Origin of the sequence: Stenotrophomonas sp. GbtcB23, from assembly GCF_019091045.1 — a bacterium.
Lineage (GTDB): Bacteria > Pseudomonadota > Gammaproteobacteria > Xanthomonadales > Xanthomonadaceae > Stenotrophomonas > Stenotrophomonas rhizophila_A.
On sequence record NZ_JAGXKC010000053.1, the window covers coordinates 1 to 16,061 of the forward strand.

At 67.3% G+C, this 16,061-nt stretch carries 13 protein-coding genes; 7 read left to right on the forward strand and 6 right to left on the reverse strand.

Annotated features, from left to right (window positions below):
- Positions 1–238: 238 nt before the first annotated feature.
- From KVS69_RS16175 to hemH, 3 genes are all read right to left on the reverse strand, one after another.
- Complete coding sequence (locus tag KVS69_RS16175) at positions 239–1,948, reverse strand: methyl-accepting chemotaxis protein (protein WP_217538943.1); 1,710 nt, start codon at positions 1,946–1,948, stop codon at positions 239–241.
- Between the two features lie 254 nt (positions 1,949–2,202).
- Positions 2,203–3,051 (reverse strand): alpha/beta hydrolase, encoded by an 849-nt coding sequence (locus KVS69_RS16180; protein ID WP_093532592.1) that lies wholly within the window; start codon positions 3,049–3,051, stop codon positions 2,203–2,205.
- Complete coding sequence (hemH, locus tag KVS69_RS16185) at positions 3,048–4,010, reverse strand: ferrochelatase (RefSeq protein ID WP_217538945.1); 963 nt, start codon at positions 4,008–4,010, stop codon at positions 3,048–3,050. Before hemH ends, KVS69_RS16180 begins: the two co-directional genes overlap by 4 nt.
- A gap of 166 nt (positions 4,011–4,176) precedes the next feature.
- On the opposite strand from hemH, the gene KVS69_RS16190 reads away from it, so the two are divergent.
- The 4 genes from KVS69_RS16190 (at position 4,177) to tatC (ending at position 6,622) form a co-directional block, all read left to right on the forward strand.
- The gene (locus KVS69_RS16190) at positions 4,177–5,064 is read left to right on the forward strand and encodes a YSC84-related protein (RefSeq protein WP_184126063.1); all 888 of its coding nucleotides are present in this window, start codon (positions 4,177–4,179) and stop codon (positions 5,062–5,064) included.
- A gap of 77 nt (positions 5,065–5,141) precedes the next feature.
- Positions 5,142–5,369: a Sec-independent protein translocase subunit TatA gene (gene tatA / locus KVS69_RS16195; RefSeq protein ID WP_217538947.1), complete on the forward strand. Its 228-nt coding sequence runs from the start codon at positions 5,142–5,144 to the stop codon at positions 5,367–5,369.
- Positions 5,370–5,384: 15 nt separating this feature from the next.
- Positions 5,385–5,876, forward strand: a complete 492-nt coding sequence (tatB, locus tag KVS69_RS16200) for a Sec-independent protein translocase protein TatB (protein WP_068847927.1) — start codon at positions 5,385–5,387, stop codon at positions 5,874–5,876.
- Positions 5,873–6,622, forward strand: a complete 750-nt coding sequence (gene tatC, locus KVS69_RS16205; RefSeq protein ID WP_217538949.1) for a twin-arginine translocase subunit TatC — start codon at positions 5,873–5,875, stop codon at positions 6,620–6,622. The genes tatB and tatC overlap by 4 nt, the downstream gene beginning before the upstream one ends.
- Positions 6,623–7,111: 489 nt before the next feature.
- Here tatC and KVS69_RS16210 read toward each other — a convergent pair whose 3' ends face one another.
- The 3 genes from KVS69_RS16210 to KVS69_RS16220 all read right to left on the reverse strand — a co-directional run bounded on the left by KVS69_RS16210 (position 7,112) and on the right by KVS69_RS16220 (position 10,653).
- On the reverse strand, positions 7,112–8,023 hold the full coding sequence (locus KVS69_RS16210; protein ID WP_184126062.1) for a BPSS1780 family membrane protein: 912 nt from the start codon (positions 8,021–8,023) through the stop codon (positions 7,112–7,114).
- 103 nt (positions 8,024–8,126) lie between these two features.
- Positions 8,127–8,846 carry a glutamine amidotransferase gene (locus KVS69_RS16215; protein WP_068847921.1) on the reverse strand — a complete coding sequence of 240 codons (720 nt, stop codon included), beginning with the start codon at positions 8,844–8,846 and terminating at the stop codon, positions 8,127–8,129.
- The gene (locus KVS69_RS16220) at positions 8,818–10,653 is read right to left on the reverse strand and encodes a GspE/PulE family protein (RefSeq protein ID WP_093532598.1); all 1,836 of its coding nucleotides are present in this window, start codon (positions 10,651–10,653) and stop codon (positions 8,818–8,820) included. The genes KVS69_RS16215 and KVS69_RS16220 overlap by 29 nt, the downstream gene beginning before the upstream one ends.
- A 116-nt stretch (positions 10,654–10,769) precedes the next feature.
- Here KVS69_RS16220 and glyQ point away from each other — a divergent pair, with 116 nt between their 5' ends.
- The 3 genes from glyQ to KVS69_RS16235 form a co-directional block, all read left to right on the forward strand.
- Positions 10,770–11,681, forward strand: a complete 912-nt coding sequence (glyQ, locus tag KVS69_RS16225) for a glycine--tRNA ligase subunit alpha (protein WP_068847918.1) — start codon at positions 10,770–10,772, stop codon at positions 11,679–11,681.
- A complete protein-coding gene (glyS, locus tag KVS69_RS16230; protein ID WP_217538951.1) occupies positions 11,678–13,774 on the forward strand; it encodes a glycine--tRNA ligase subunit beta in 2,097 nt (698 codons plus the stop codon). The genes glyQ and glyS overlap by 4 nt, the downstream gene beginning before the upstream one ends.
- 269 nt (positions 13,775–14,043) lie before the next feature.
- A partial coding sequence (locus tag KVS69_RS16235; protein ID WP_217538953.1) for a hypothetical protein occupies positions 14,044–16,061 on the forward strand: 2,018 nt, incomplete at its 3' end.

Below are 16,061 nucleotides of genomic sequence, written 5' to 3' on the forward strand. Positions count from 1 at the left end.
CTGCGCCGATGGTAGTGTGGCTCAAGCCATGCGAGAGTAGGTCATCGCCAGGGTTTACACCCAAAAACCCCGCTGCTTACGCAGCGGGGTTTTTTCTTTTCGTCAATGCGTGCCGACCAACGGTCGGCACCTGCCGAGTGCATGAAAAAGGCGCCCCGCGGGGCGCCTTTCTCGCATCACGACCAACGGTCGTGATCTACCAGGTCGGTATCGACTGTCAGTCGATACGCACAACCCCTCAACGGAACGCTGCAACCGCCTCGGTCAGGCCTGCTGCCTGCTGCTCGAGCTCGCGCGCGGCGGCGCTGGCTTCTTCGACCAGCGCGGCGTTCTGCTGGGTGGCCTCGTCCATCTGCACCACCGTCTGGTTGATCTGGTCGATGCCGGCGGCCTGCTCCTGCGACGCCGAAGCAATGCTCGCCATGATCTCGCTGACCCCCGCCACGCTGCCCACGATTTCCTGCATGGTGTGGCCGGCGTCCTGCGCCAACCGGGCACCATCGGCCACCTCGCTGACCGATGCATCGATCAACTGCCGGATCTCACGCGCGGCCTCGGCCGAACGTTGTGCCAGGCTGCGTACCTCGCTGGCCACCACCGCGAAGCCACGGCCCTGGTCACCGGCGCGCGCCGCTTCCACCGCCGCATTGAGGGCAAGGATGTTGGTCTGGAAGGCGATCCCATCGATGACGCCGGTGATCTCGCCAATCCGCTTGGATGCGCCGTGGATGCTGTCCATGGTGCTGACCACGCGCCCCACCACGGCGCTGCCACTCTCGGCCACGTCCTGCGCCCCACGCGCGAGCGTGCTGGCCTTGTGTGCATGCTCGGCGTTCTGTCGAACCGTGGCCGTAAGCTCTTCCATCGAAGACGCCGTTTCCTCGAGATGTGCTGCCTGCCGCTCCGTACGGGTGGAGAGGTCATGGTTGCCACTGGCGATTTCCTCAGCGCCCAGCGCGATGGCGCCGGCACTGCGCCGGATGCGTTCGACCATGCTGCCCAGCTGAATCGCCGTCGCATTCGCATCGCGCTGCATGGCGGCGAACGATCCCTCGTAGTCGCCCTCCATGCGCTGGCCCAGATCACCCTCGGCCAAGGCCGACAACACGCGGCGAAGATCGCCGACGGTGCTGCCCACCCGCTCGAGCAGTTGGTTGATGCCGGTGGTGAGGCCATCCATGAAGGCGGCACCGCTGTCGGCCCGCGGCAGGCGCCGGTCCAGGTCGCCGCGCGTCGCGGCATCCACGATCTCGGCCACGGCCGTCTCCAGCACCAGCTCCTGGGTACGGTCGTGCCATTCCACGGCGAAGCCGACGCGCGCCCCGGCCGCATCGAACATCGGGCTCACCACCTGGGCAAAGTGCACGGGACCGATCCGCACGCGCCCATGGTGGGTGGCCTGAAGGGTGTCCAGGATGGCGCGGATGCGATCCGGGTTGGCGTGGAAGCGATGGATGCTGGTGCCCACGAGGCTGTCGGCGTCGAAATCCGGAAACGCCTCGCGCAGGGTGGCCTGCTGGTTGCGAAGCAGACGGACCACGGCGGGGTTTACATACCGGATCACGTGGGACGCATCGGCAATCATCACCGCCGTGTGCGAGACCTCCAATGCCAGGCGCAGGGTGGCGTCCGCCGCAGCGCCGGCATGCTGGTGGGCGCAATGCGCCTGCAGCTGCGCATGACCTGCTGATACGCGCGCCAGCTCGGCGCGCAGCGCGTCCCTGCTGCGCCGCACCCGCGGCGCCAGCACCACCAGCGCGCCGGTCGCGATCGCGATGCCAAGCACGGTGACGGACTGTTGTTGCCAGAGGGCGCCGGCAAGGCCGCCAACCAGCCCGGTTGTGAGCACTCCAGTGAGGATGCGCTGCCCGCGCGGGTGCCGGTGCACCGCAGGCGACAGCAGCGGTGCGTCGGGTGGACGTGAGGAGGGGTGGGGAATGGCAGACATGACAACTCCAGAAGCAATTCGGAACGGAACGTCATCCGCTGAAACGCGGACAAACGGATGCGAGGCCCGGCGACCCAGCGGCGGAAGACCTTGCACAGACGGGATTGGGGGAGAGCACTCCTTCCTTGGAAGCCGGATGACACGCGGCTTCGCAGACGGCGGAGCAAGCGACGACACAGGCACGCTGCGCGTGCCTGCTGCATCGGTATCGGTTGGCGCCGCTGGAAGTTGAGTGCGACAGGGTGTCGCAGTGGTCAGCCGGCGAGGAAGCGCGTGATCACGTCGGCCACCAGTGCCGGGTGCTCCATGTGCAGGTGATGGGTGCCGGGGAATACATCCAGGCGGCCGTCGCGAAGCAGCTTGATGCGTTCACTGCGCAGCGGCTCGGGGTAGTACGACTGTGCCGGCGTCGCGTAGATCACCTGGGTGGGGCATTCGATCGCCGCCAGCAGGTCGTCGATCTGCGCTTCGCTCAACCGCATCGCGGTGGGCAGCATCAGGCGCTGGTCGCTGCACCAGCTGTAGCCGCCTTCCACCGGCATGACGCCGCGTTCAACCAGCAGGCGCGCGCAGGGCTCGCTGAGTTGGTTCGCCATCATGCGCGCGCGTACCGGCGCGGCCAGATCGGAAAACACGCGCAGCTTCTTCGATGGCAACGCGCGCACGGCGCGTACATGCTCGCGAAGGCGCTGCGCGGTTTCATCTTCCGGCCCGCGCAGGCCGCCGAGCGCTTCTATGGCGATCAACCGCTCCACGCGCTCGGGCGCGGCGGCAGCGGTGAGGCTGGCAATGCCGGCGCCCATTGAATGGCCGAGCAGCGTGAAGCGCTCCCAGCCCAATGCATCGGCTACGTCGAGCACATGGCAGATCGCGCCCGGGGTGTTGTACTGCGTGCCCGGCGGCATATGCGAGCTGTGGCCGTGCCCGGGCAGGTCGATGGCCACCAGGTCCAGCCCGGGCAGTGCTGCGGCCAGCGGCACGAAGCTGGCGGCGTTGTCGAGCCAGCCGTGCAGCGCCAGCACGCGCGTGCCTGCCGCCGGCGTCGAACGCAGGCCGGCCACGCGGGTGCCCGCCACCGGCAGTACAAACGGTTCGAGCGTCATGCCAACGCCGTGATGCTCAGCCGCGACAACGCCAGCGCGTGCGCGGGATCGGCGTTGAGGCAAGGGATGTAACGCATCTGCGCACCGCGCGCGGCGACGGTTTCGGTGAAGCCCATCGCTACTTCTTCCAGCGTTTCCAGGCAGTCGGTCGCAAAGCCCGGGCAGACCACGTCGATCTGTTTGACGCCGCGTTCGGCCATCGCCCACAGCGTGGGTTCGGCATAGGGCTGCAGCCACTTCTCGCGACCGAAGCGCGACTGGTAGGTGAGCTTCCACTCGCCATCCGCCAGGCCGAGTGCCTGCGCGATCGCCTGCGCACTGGCTTCGCAGCGCTGCGGATAGGGGTCGCCGGCATCGGCGAGGCGCTGCGGAATGCCATGGAAGGAAAACACCAGCTGCTCGCCGCGGCCGTGCTGCTCCCACCATTGCCGGATGCTGCCGGCCACCGCCGCCACCCAGTCCGGGTCCACCGCGTAATCGCGCACCAGGGTGACGGTCACGCCCGGATGGCGGGGCTGCCAGTCACGCACCTGGTCTTCGATGGAGGCGGTCGTGGTGGTCGAATACTGCGGGTACAACGGCAGCACCACGATCCGGCGCATGCCTTCGGCGGCCAGCCGGTCCAGCTCCGCGGTGAGCGCGGGCGCGCCGTAGCGCATGGCGTGGCGTACGCGCACATTGGGCATCAGCTGCTGCATGGCTTCGGCCAGGCGGCGCGTGTAGACCATCAAGGGAGAACCGTCGGGCAGCCAGACCTGGGCGTACTTGGCCGCCGAGCGGCCACTGCGCAGCGGCAGGATCAGCCCGAACAGCAGGGGCTTCCACAGCAGCGGCGGAATCGCGACCACGCGCCGATCGCTGAGGAACTCAGCCAGGTAACGCCGCACCGCCGGGGCGGTGGGCGTCTCGGGTGTGCCTAGATTGACCGCCAGCACGGCGGTATCGGGTGCGTCGAGCATGGGACCATTCTCGCAGGTCTGCGCGACGGGCGGGATCGAATCACGCCATCACTGTCATCGAGTGGCTCGATTGAACCGAACATACTCATTGCGGATTCATCAGAAGCCCACTAATTTCGGGGAAAGCGTATCGACGCTGTCCGTATTTCCCCTTTCTGGAGCACCCATGCGCCGCTTGAGCCTTGTACTGCTGATCTCCGCCAGCCTGTTGTCGACCCAGGCGATGGCCGGGCCGGAGGAGGACCAGCGCGCCCGCAACGCGGTGCGCGTGTTGAACGACATCCAGAATATTCCCGAGCAGGGAATTCCGGACAAATTGCTGGACGAAGGCCGCGCGATCGTGGTCATTCCCGACACAATCAAGGCAGGCTTGGTGATCGGCGGTCGCCGTGGCCACGGTCTGATGTCGGTCAAGAACGCCGATGGCAGCTGGTCCAACCCGGTGTTCATGAAGCTCACCGGCGGCAGCATCGGCTTCCAGGCCGGTGTGCAGTCCTCGGACGTGGTGCTGGTGTTCCGCAACGACCGCAGCCTGGACAATCTCGTCAACGGCAAATTCACCCTGGGCGCCGATGCCGGCGTGGCGGCCGGTCCCGTGGGCCGCAATGCCGCTGCGGCCACCGACGGCCAGCTGAAGGCGGAGATCTGGTCGTGGTCGCGCGCGCGCGGCCTGTTTGCCGGCGTGGCGCTGGATGGCGCGGTGCTGCAGATCGACGATGAGGCGAACCTGGACGCCTACGGCAGCAACACCACGCCGCGCATGGTGTTCGAGGGCCGCATGGGCGAAGCGCCGTCGATGGACGTGGTGGCCTTCCGCGACCGTCTGGAAGAGGCGACGTATTCGGCACGTGAAAAGCGCGGCACCGCCGGCAGTGCACCGGCCCCGCGTGCGGCGACCCCGCAGCCCCAGGCAGCGCCGGTTGTAACTGAACAGGCCAATGCCGGTGCCACCACCGCGCCGTTGCAGGCCGTTCCGGCGCAGCCGGCGCCGCAGCAGGGCTTCCAGCCGGTGGGCGAAGGCGAAGTGCGTACCGAATCGCTGGACGGCAACTGACTTTCGTCACGCGCGCCGCCCTACCGGCGGTGCGCTATGCTCAGGTCCTTGTAACCGGGTAATGCGAGCAGAACATCATGGGCAGTATGAGCTTGTGGCATTGGGTGGTGGTACTGGTCATCGTTCTGCTGGTGTTCGGCACCAAGAAGCTGACCAGTGGCGCCAAGGACCTTGGCAGTGCCGTGAAGGAATTCAAGAAGGGCATGCGCGACGAGGACAAGCCGACCGCGCACCTGAGCGATGAGTCGCGTCCGCAGGATTCGACGACGACATCGCAGAACGAGCACGACCGCGACCGGCGCTGATCGGGGCGGCATGGCGTGTTCGACATCGGTTTCAGTGAACTGCTGGTCATCGCGGTAGTAGCGTTGGTCGTGCTGGGTCCCGAGCGTCTGCCCAAGGCAGCCCGCTTCGCGGGGCTGTGGGTGCGGCGCGCGCGCAACCAGTGGGATTCGGTGAAGCAGGAGCTGGAACGCGAGCTGCACGCAGACGAGATCAAGCGCCAGTTCCGCGATGCGCAGGATTCGGTGCGCGATACCGAGGCGCAGCTGCGTGCCAGTGGTGAGGCGGTGCGCCGCGAAGCCGAGCAGGTGCGCAACCAGGTGCAGCGCGATGGTGATACGCCAGCCAGCACCGACGAGCCGGTCATGACCGGGCCCGCGCCGGGTTCGCCGGCGAGCGTGGCCCAGCACGTGGTGGCACCCGAGCCTGAGGCCGTGCCTGAAGAACCGCGTGATGCGATGGCACCGCCGGGCATCGACGGGCAGGCGCCGCGCGATCCGCCGCCTGCGACGACGGAGGCCCCGCGATGAGCGCTAACGAGTCGCCGGAAAGCGGGTTGATCGAACACCTGATCGAACTGCGCGCGCGCCTGATGCGGGCGCTGATCGGGCTGGGCGTGGTGCTGCTGGGGCTGATGCCGTTCTCGCGGCAGATCTACACGTGGTTGGCGCAGCCGTTGATTTCGCAGCTGCCCAACGGGCAGTCGATGATCGCGACCAACCCGGCCGGTGCATTCTTCGCGCCGCTCAAGCTGACCTTCTTCGTGGCCGTGTTCATCGCGGTGCCGTGGCTGCTGTACCAGCTGTGGGCATTCGTGGCGCCTGGCCTGTATGCGCGCGAAAAGCGCCTGGCCGTTCCGTTGCTGGCAACCTCGGTGCTGCTGTTCTACATCGGCTGCGCGTTCGCATACTTCCTGGTACTGCCGGCGGTCTTCCACTTCCTGACCACGTTCCGCCCGGAAGTGATTGCGATCACCCCGGATGCGAATGCGTACCTGGATTTCGTGCTGGCGATCTTCTTCGCGTTCGGCAGCAGTTTCGAACTGCCGGTGGCGATGGTGATCCTGACCCTGCTGGGGTGGATCACGCCGCAGCAGTTCAAGGACGGCCGTGGGTACGCGATCGTGGGCATCTTCGTGTTGGCGGCTGTGCTGACCCCGCCGGATGTGGTTTCCCAGTTGATGCTGGCGATTCCCATGTGCCTGCTTTATGAGCTTGGGATACATGCTTCGCGTTGGTTGGTGCCCGCGAAGGGTGATGAGCCTCAGGCGCAGTAGCGCTTTTAGAGCTTAAGAGCAGCATTTTCTTTGCTGCGTGCTGGGGAGGCCGACGGGCAGCCCCTTACGGGACACGCCGTAAATACATCCTTGTAGGCTTGGCAAAAACATCCATGTTTTTGACAGTCCCTACAGGGGCTGCCCGCCGGCCTCCCCTCTCGTGCATCGCGGGTGCGGATAAGAAAGCAAAGCAAAGCAAAGCAGCGACGCATGGCGTCGCTCTACGTCTTTGAATTTTTCAATGCATTACCGGATACATCGCACGCGCACGGTAGAGCGACGCCATGCGTCGCTGCTTTTCCATCCGCACAGCGGGATCCATGACGGGGCCGGGCGGCGGGTAGCCCCCGGAGGGACTGTCAAAAACATGGATGTTTTTGACAAGCCTCCAGGGATGGATTCACGGCGTGTCCCGGAGGGGGCTGCCCGTCGCCCGGCCCCAGCCCGCAGCAACTGAAACGCTGCTGTTGCTGTTGCTGTCGCCGCCAATCAAGCAGCGAAAATATTCCCAGGCCCGTTCGACGGCGGTACCGGCGGTGGGGCGGCGCGGCCGCGGTGGGCGAACATCTGGTTCCAGGCGGCGTATACCGCACCTACGTACAGCGGCATGATCACCGCGGTGTTGGTCAGCTGCATCACGAACGCGGCTGCACCGGCGCCGCCGGCCATCAGCGCCAGCTGCATCACGATGATCATCACGAAGTAGATGCACATCGCCGCGATCAGGCCCAGCAGCATGAATACTGCCATCGCGCCGAAATTGCGGATGCAGCCCTGCAGGCTCATGCGCAGCGCGTGCATGCCGCTCTGGTGGTCGAACACCACCAGCGCCGGCTGGGTGAACATCGCCATGCTCAGCGCCACGAACGTGCCGAATGCAATCAGCAGCCACAGCAGGATGCGCACCACCGGCACGCCCGCCATCAGCGCCATGGTCTGCTCATTGCTCGGCGTGGCGCCGGACTGCTGCAGCTCCTGCATTTTGCGGAACATCTCGGCCGTGGCAGTCAGGCCGTCGGGGCCCATCATCACGTACAACAGCGTACCCAGCGCAATCACCGCGATCAGCTGGATCGCCAGCGGCACCAGCAGGTGGCTCACGCGGCGGTCGCGGATCGGCTGCAGCAGGTGGGTCGGCATGGCGCGGTGGCCCTGGGCCACTTCGCTCACCGCCACCAGCATGCCGCCGAACACCAGCGGGCCTACCGCCACCGACACCAGTTGCAGCAACACGCCGAGCCAGCTCGGCAATGCCTGCGCCAGCACCAGGATCAGCGAACTGACCAGCATGCCGATCACGCCAAGGACCGCCAGCTGCAGCGGTGCGCGGCGATACAGGGTGAACGCGTCCAGCAGCCATTGGGCGCCCGCCGAGGCGGGCAGCTTGCGAATTTCGCTCATACCATTCCGGAACAGGGGGAAGGGCGCGTACGCCCCGAATACCAACGATTATCCCTGTTTTCCGTGCCCATCACCTGAAGGAAAGGTCGCTTCCGGCGGTCTTTCAGTTGTTGCGCGCCTGGCGGACGAACCGGCGCAGCAGCTGGCGGGCCAGCGGGGCCGCACTGACCCCGCGCGCCACGCTGCGCGCGCAGCCGCCGTGGCGACCGATGCACTCGGCACGCGCCCGCACGTAGCCGCGCATGTGGTGGGTGGCGAACTCCGGGTGGAACTGCACGCCCCAGGCCTGCTGGCCCCAGCGGAAGGCGTGGCAGTTGTCCTGCGCCGAGCGCGCCAGGATGGCCGCGCCCTCCGGCGCGCGCAGCACCGTCTGCAGGTGGGTGGCATGGGCCGGGAAGCGCGCCGGCAGGCCCGCGAACAGCGGGTCGTCCACCGCTGAGGGCTCCAGCGCCAGCTCGATCGTGCCCGATTCGCGCCCGGCCGGGTTGTAGGCCACCTCGCCGCCCAGCGCATGTGCAAGCAGCTGGTGGCCGTAGCAGATGCCGAACACCGGGCGGTTGTCATGCGCGGCGGTGCGCAGCCACTGCGCGCTGCGCTCGCTCCAGTCGGCACGGTCGGTCACGTAGGCAGCCGAGCCGCTGATGATCACCCCGGCGAAATCGCGGTGGTCGGGCAGCTCGCCACCGTGCTCCACGTCCACCACCACCGTCTCGTCCGCATCCAGCCCCGCCGCGACCCGGATCCAGTGCGGAAAACGGCCGTACCGGCGCAGCGAAGCGACCGGTTGGCCGGTTTCAAGAATCAGGAAAGGCGAGCGGTTCATCGGGGGGAGGCAGCACGCTGAGGACTTCCTCGATTGTAGTCAGCCCTGCCGCCACCTTTTCAAGCCCCGCGCGGCGAAGGGTTCGTACTCCTTCAGCACGCGCGGCCCGGTTGAAACCGGCCAGATCCATGTCCGCCCGGATCAGCCCGCGCAGCCGCGAACTCAATGGCAGCAACTCATACAGGCCTACCCGGCCCATGTAGCCGGTGCGCCGGCAGTCGAGACAACCGGCCGGCGCATATGGCGTGGGTGACTCTGGTAATGCCTCATCGGCATCAGCCAGCACCGCCCATTGGGCCGCACTGAGCGGCTTGGGCACCTTGCAGTGCGGGCACAACGTGCGGACCAGGCGCTGGGCCAGGACCCCGTTGATGGTGCTGGCCAACAGGTAATGCGGCACGCCCAGGTCGAGCAGCCGGGTGATCGCCGAAGGCGCATCGTTGGTGTGCAGCGTGGACAGCACCAGATGGCCGGTCAGCGACGCCTGCACGGCCATCTGGGCCGTTTCCAGGTCGCGGATTTCGCCGATCATGATGATGTCCGGATCCTGCCGCAGCAGGGTGCGTACGCCGGCGGCGAAGTCCAGGTCGATGTTGGTCTGCACCTGCATCTGGTTGAATTCCGGCGCGATCATCTCGATCGGGTCCTCCACCGTGCACACGTTCACGTCCGGGGTGGCCAGCCGCTTCAGGGTGGAATACAGGGTGGTGGTCTTGCCCGAACCGGTCGGGCCGGTGACCAGCACGATGCCGTGCGGGCGCTCCACCAGCGCGGTCCAGCCAGCCGCTTCCTGTGGGCTGAAACCGAGCTGGTCGATGCTCTTGAAGGCCGCATCCGGGTCGAAGATGCGCATCACGCACTTCTCGCCAAAGGCGGTGGGCATGGTCGACAGGCGCATTTCCACCTCGCGCCCACCCGGCGAGCGGGTCTTGATGCGGCCATCCTGCGGCCGTCGACGCTCGGCCAGGTCCATGCGGCCCAGCACTTTGATCCGGCTGACCATGGCGGTCATCACCGCCGGCGGTACCTCGAACACCTTGTGCAGCACGCCGTCGATGCGGAAACGCATGCGCCCCATGTCACGGCGCGGTTCCAGGTGGATGTCCGAGGCGCGCTGCTCGAAGGCGTACTGCAGCAGCCAGTCCACGATGTGCACCACGTGCTGGTCATCGGCGTTCACATCGCCGGAGCGGCCCAGCTCCACCAGCTGCTCGAAGCTGGGCAGGACGCCGCTGGCTTCGCCGCGCACGTCGCCGCGCGCCCCGCGCACCGACCGGGTCACCCCGTAGAACTCCATCGTGTAGCGGTGCAGGTCCAGCGGGTTGACCATGGCCAGCTCGATCCGGCGCCGGGCCAGGTGCTGCAGGTCGAGCAGCCACTCCTGGGCCAGCGGCTCGCTGGTGGCCACCAGCAGCCGCTCGCTGTCCACTGCCAGCGGCAGGAACCGATGGCGGCGGGCATAGGCATGGGAGACCAGCGCCGTCACCGCCGCCACGTCCACCCGGGTGGGATCGATGCGCAGGTAGCGGGTGCCGGTTCGGGTGGCCAGCCATTCGGTCAGCCGTTCCAGGCCCAGCTCTCCGCCGGAGGCGGCCGCCAGCTTCAGGTTGGCCAGCAGCACCAGCGGGTGCACCTCGCTGGCATTGCGGGCGCCTTGACCGGAAAAGCGGATGCGCTCCACATCACTGGCCGCGACCAGCCCGTCGGCCACCATGGCAGCCGCCACCTGATCGAAATCCAGCCGACCCGGCGGCAGGGGCCCCGGAGCAGGAACGGGGGCGAGCGTTGCCGGTGAGCGGTGTTCCATGGCGCCAGAATCCTCGGAGCGGGGGCCTGCACGGCGTGATGGCAGCTTGCCTGGAATGCCGGCGGGCGGTCCGTCGCTATACTAGCGCACCCCCTGAGCAGGCAAGACTCCGCCGCATGTCCGCGACCCAGAACGTTCCGATCACTTTCCAGGGCCTGATCCAGACCCTCAACCAGTATTGGGCGCAGCAGGGCTGCGTGCTGATCCAGCCGCTGGACCTGGAGGTCGGTGCCGGCACCTTCCACCCGGCCACCTTCCTGCGCTCGATCGGCCCGGAAAGCTGGAATGCCGCGTACGTGCAGCCCTCGCGCCGCCCGACCGATGGCCGCTACGGCGAAAACCCCAACCGCCTGCAGCGCTACTACCAGTACCAGGTGGCGATGAAGCCCAGCCCGGACAACATCCAGCAGCTGTACCTGGATTCGCTGAAGGCACTGGGCATCGACCCGCTGGTGCACGACCTGCGTTTCGTCGAGGACAACTGGGAATCGCCGACCCTGGGCGCCTGGGGCCTGGGCTGGGAAGTCTGGCTCAACGGCATGGAGGTCACCCAGTTCACCTACTTCCAGCAGGCCGGTGGCCTGGAGTGCAAGCCAGTGCTGGGCGAGATCACCTACGGTCTTGAACGCCTGTGCATGTACCTGCAGAACTGCGACAACGTGTATGACCTGGTCTGGACCTACGGGCCCGACGGCACGCCGGTGACCTACGGCGATGTGTACCTGCAGAACGAAGTGGAGCAGAGCACCTACAACTTCGAGTACGCCGACGTGGAAGAACTGTTCCACCGCTTCGACGCGTGCGAGAAGGAAGCGCAGAAGCTGGTGGAGGTGGGCCTGCCGCTGCCGGCCTACGAGCAGGTGTGCAAGGCCAGCCATTCGTTCAACCTGCTGGATGCGCGCCGCGCGATCAGCGTGACCGAGCGCCAGCGCTACATCCTGCGCGTGCGCGCGCTGGCCCAGGCGGTGGCGAAACTGTATGAAGCCAAGCGCCTCGAAGCGGTGGCGGCCAAGGAGGTGCAGGCATGAGCACGATGCTGCCGCTGCTGATTGAACTGGGTACCGAAGAACTGCCCGTGAAGGCGCTGCCAGGCCTGGCCCAGGCATTCTTCGATGGCGTGGTGGACGGCCTGGCCAAGCGTGGCGTGGAAGTGGAACGCGGCGACGCCAAGCCGCTGTCCACCCCGCGCCGGCTCGCGGTGCTGCTGCCCGGCGTGGCCGTGGAGCAGCCGGAACAGCGCGGTGAAGTGCTGGGCCCGTACCTGAACATCGCGCTGGACGCCGATGGCCAGCCGACCAAGGCGCTGCAGGGTTTCGCGGCCAAGGCCGGGATCGACTGGACCGCGCTGGAGCGCACCAGCGATGCCAAGGGCGAGCGTTTCGTGCACCGTTCGGTGACCCCGGGTGCGCGCACCGCCGCGCTGCTGCCGGAGATCCTGGCCGAAGCGATTGCCGCCATGCCCATTCCCAAGCCGATGCGCTGGGGCAGCCACGCCTACGGCTTCGCTCGCCCGGTGCATTGGCTGGTGCTGCTGCACGGCAAGGACGTGATCGAGGCCGACGTGCTGGGCCTGAAGTCCGACCGCATGAGCCGCGGCCATCGCTTCATGCACGACAAGACCGTGTGGCTGTCCTCGCCGGACGACTACGTCAGTTCGCTGCAGGCCGCTTATGTGCTGGTGGACGCCGACGCGCGCCGCAGCCGCATCGTGGAGGCCGTAAATGCCGAAGCCGCCGCCGCCGGTGGCCAGGCGCGCATCACCGATGACAACCTGGAACAGGTGGTCAACCTGGTTGAATGGCCGGCGCCGGTGCTGTGCAGCTTCGAACGCGATTTCCTGGCGGTACCGCAGGAAGCGCTGATCGAGACGATGGAAATCAACCAGAAGTTCTTCCCGGTACTGGACAACAGCGGCAAGCTGACCGAGAAGTTCATCGGCATCGCCAACATCGAATCGAAGAACGTGGCCGAAGTGGCCAAGGGCTACGAGCGGGTGATCCGCCCGCGCTTCGCCGACGCCAAGTTCTTCTTCGACGAGGACCTCAAGCAGGGCCTGGAATCCATGGGCGAGGGTCTCAAGACCGTGACCTACCAGGCCAAGCTGGGCTCGGTGGCCGACAAGGTGCAGCGCGTGGTCGCGCTGGCCGGGCTTATCGCACCGCAGGTGGGCGCCGATCCGGTGCTGGCCAAGCGTGCCGCACTGCTGGCCAAGAACGACCTGCAGTCGCGCATGGTCAACGAGTTCCCGGAACTGCAGGGCATTGCCGGCCGCCATTACGCGGTGACCGGTGGCGAATCGCCCGACGTCGCGCTGGCGATCGACGAGGCCTACCAGCCGCGCTTCGGTGGCGATGACATCGCGCTGTCGGACCTGGGCAAGGTGCTGGCCATCGCCGAGCGTGCCGACACCCTGGCCGGTGGTTTTGCCGCAGGCTTGAAGCCAACCGGCAACAAGGACCCGTTCGCACTGCGCCGCAACGCGCTGGGCCTGGCGCGCACGATCATTGAATCCGGCTTCGAGCTGGACCTGCGCGCGCTGATGGAAACGGCCTTTGCCGGCCTGCCGGCGGCGGTGCAGCCCAGCGCCGAGCGCAAGACCGAGGCCATGCCGCAGGAGCTGTACGACTTCATCATCGACCGTCTGCGCGGCTACTACGCCGACAAGGGTGTGCCAGCCACGCACTTCAACGCCGTGGCCGAACTGAAGCCGGCCTCGCTGTACGACTTCGACCGCCGCATCGATGCCATCGGCATCTTCGCCGCGCTGCCGGAAGCCGAAGCGCTGGCCGCCGCCAACAAGCGCATCCGCAACATCCTGCGCAAGGCCGAGGGGGCGATTCCCGGCATGGTCGATCCGGCCCTGCTGGCCGAACCGGCCGAGAGCGAACTGGCTGAAGCCGTCGAAGCGGCCATCGACGACAGCAATGCCAGCCTGCACCAGAAGGACTACGTCAGCGTGCTGGCGCGCCTGGCCCGCCTGCGCCCGCAGGTGGATGCGTTCTTCGATGCGGTGATGGTCAACGCGGAAGATCCCGCACTGCGCGGCAACCGTCTGGCGCTGCTCAAGCGCTTGGGCGACCGCCTGGGCAGCGTGGCGGCGATCGAGCATTTGTCCAGCTGACGGCAACAGCCTTATCGCGTCTCACCCTTGAAAGCGCCCGACTGGTTCGGGCGCTTTCTTTTTATGCGCATTTGCTCGAATGCGACGAAAACTGCAATCAATCTGAATATTGATTGAGCGTTTCTTAGGAAAAATCAGAAAACGATAAATTCGTGCAATCGGTACTTCCCAGCGCCGCGTGATCATCCGGCGCCGCACTTCCACGCGGCACCGACACGTCGCGTGCGTCCTGCGCGGCTCGCCCCCGCTTCGCACGGAAGTACCGCCGCATGCCCAAGCTGCCCCACGCCTTTCCCGCCGTTCCTACCCTCAACCGCTTCGCCGCGCTGGCCGATGCCGACGCGGTGAAGGACGCGCACAGCACACATGCACCCACCCGGGTCGGCAATGCGACGGCGCCGAAGAGACCGGCGGTTTCCTCGCGGGCGGTACCGCTGAGTCGGCGCGAAGCCGCAGTGAGGGATGCGATCCTCGCCACCGGCGCGCCTGAAAGCCGCGCGCTGGTACGCATGCTCGAAACGCACCTCGCTGCTGCCAACACTGTGGAAGCGCGCGACGTGGTGACCCAGCGTATGGAGCAGGCACTTGCTGCGCGTGGCCATGACGTGGCCGTCCTGCGCGACCTCGGCATCAACCTGCTGGACGGCGTGCTCGGTCGCGCGGCCTGGGGCTCCCTGTTGGCCGAACTGCCCAGCTGGGCCGGCAATGCGTTGACGGCGGGCCAGCTCGCCCGCGCTGCCATCAACGGAAGCTGGAGCAGCATCGCGGCGGTACTGCCATCGTTGGCAGCGGCATTGCCGTCGCTGCGCACGCATGACCAGTTCGACGCACTGGTGCAGTCGCTGCCAGAAGCGATCCGGACCGGCCTGTGGAACATGCATGAGCAGATCGGCCAGGCCGACGCGCAGCTTCGCCCGAACATCGGCGGCGGTCACCTGGTGTCGGCGCTGGCGGTGGCCGCGCTGCTCTGGCAGGTGCAACGCGCGCTGCCCAAGCCGGCGGGGCAGCTGCAGGGGATCGGTCGCTTCATCGCCGAACTGCCGTTGCACTGGCAGCGCATCGCCGTGCTCAATGGCGTGGGCGGGGCGCTGCTTGCACCGGGCGCGGTGGCTGCCGATGGGGAAGCGGACGTGCCGGTCGAACGCGACCAACGCGCACTGCGTCCAGGCCCGGAAGAAAAGGCACAACGGATCGAGTTCCAGCGCTGGGCGGACCGGGAGCTGCGGCCGGGCCCGCCGCGCATCCGTCCGACCATCGACAGCCTTGAGCCGGTGACGTTTGAAGCGTCGCGCGCGCCCGGTGCCCCGCAGGCAGGGGGGCCGACCCGCGAACCTGCCCCGGCACTTAGCCCGGCGCGGCCGGCCGATGCGGCAGCGTCACCGGGCAGCCGCCCGCAGAGCGGTTGGCTTGCGTTGCTGGGCGCCGGCATTGCCACCTTGGGCCATGCGGCACGGGGTGGCTTCCAGTCGGTGCCACAGGCCGCACCCGCAGTGGAAATGACCTTGATGGGCGGCTCGGCGCTGCGCGAGGTGGTGACCGAGCCGCTGATGTCGCCCGAAGCAGTTGAAGTGGCGACGGGAGCGGCTACCACCGCGCGCATGTTCCCCAATTTGCGACGGACGCCGCTGGCGCTGGCAGCGGCAGCGACGGTAACCGGTGCGGGTGCGGCAGTGATTGGCTTGAAGCGCTATTTCTGGCCCGATACCGCCGCGGCCACGCCGATCGCGCTGGCCGAACAGCTGGCCGTCGAGGTGGTTGGGTTGCCGGACGGCCACTGGGGCACCGCGCTGGACCTGGTACTGGGCGAACTGGAGCCCACTCCGCGTAGCGGTCGCACGCGGCGCGCGGCACCCGCCACCACCGCCTACCGCGCAGGCGAACAGGAAGCCGACCTGCAGCGGCACGGTGTGTCGACCGCGCAGCTGGATGCACTGCGCGCCGACCCTGCCCTGATGCAGCAGCTGCAGTCGCTGCGTCTGTGGTCGGTAGCGGTAGCGCGCGACATCGCCACGCAGCCCGGCTGGGAATGGGTGGCGCGATTGTCGGCCTCGGAACAGGAACTGCTGGTCGGCCACTGGCAGGCGCTGCGCAGGATCGCCCCCACCCTGGCGGCGGTGGACAACGCGGCCGATGCGGTGATGGGAGAACTGCTGCAGAAGGCGGGGTGGCAGGGAAACTGGATGGACATCGAAGTGCGCCTGCCGCACAAGGACGTGGCCGGGATGCAGGTGGACGACCGCCTGCCGCTGCTCGCGTACTGCCTGTCGCGGCCGCGCGCCGGTGAGGC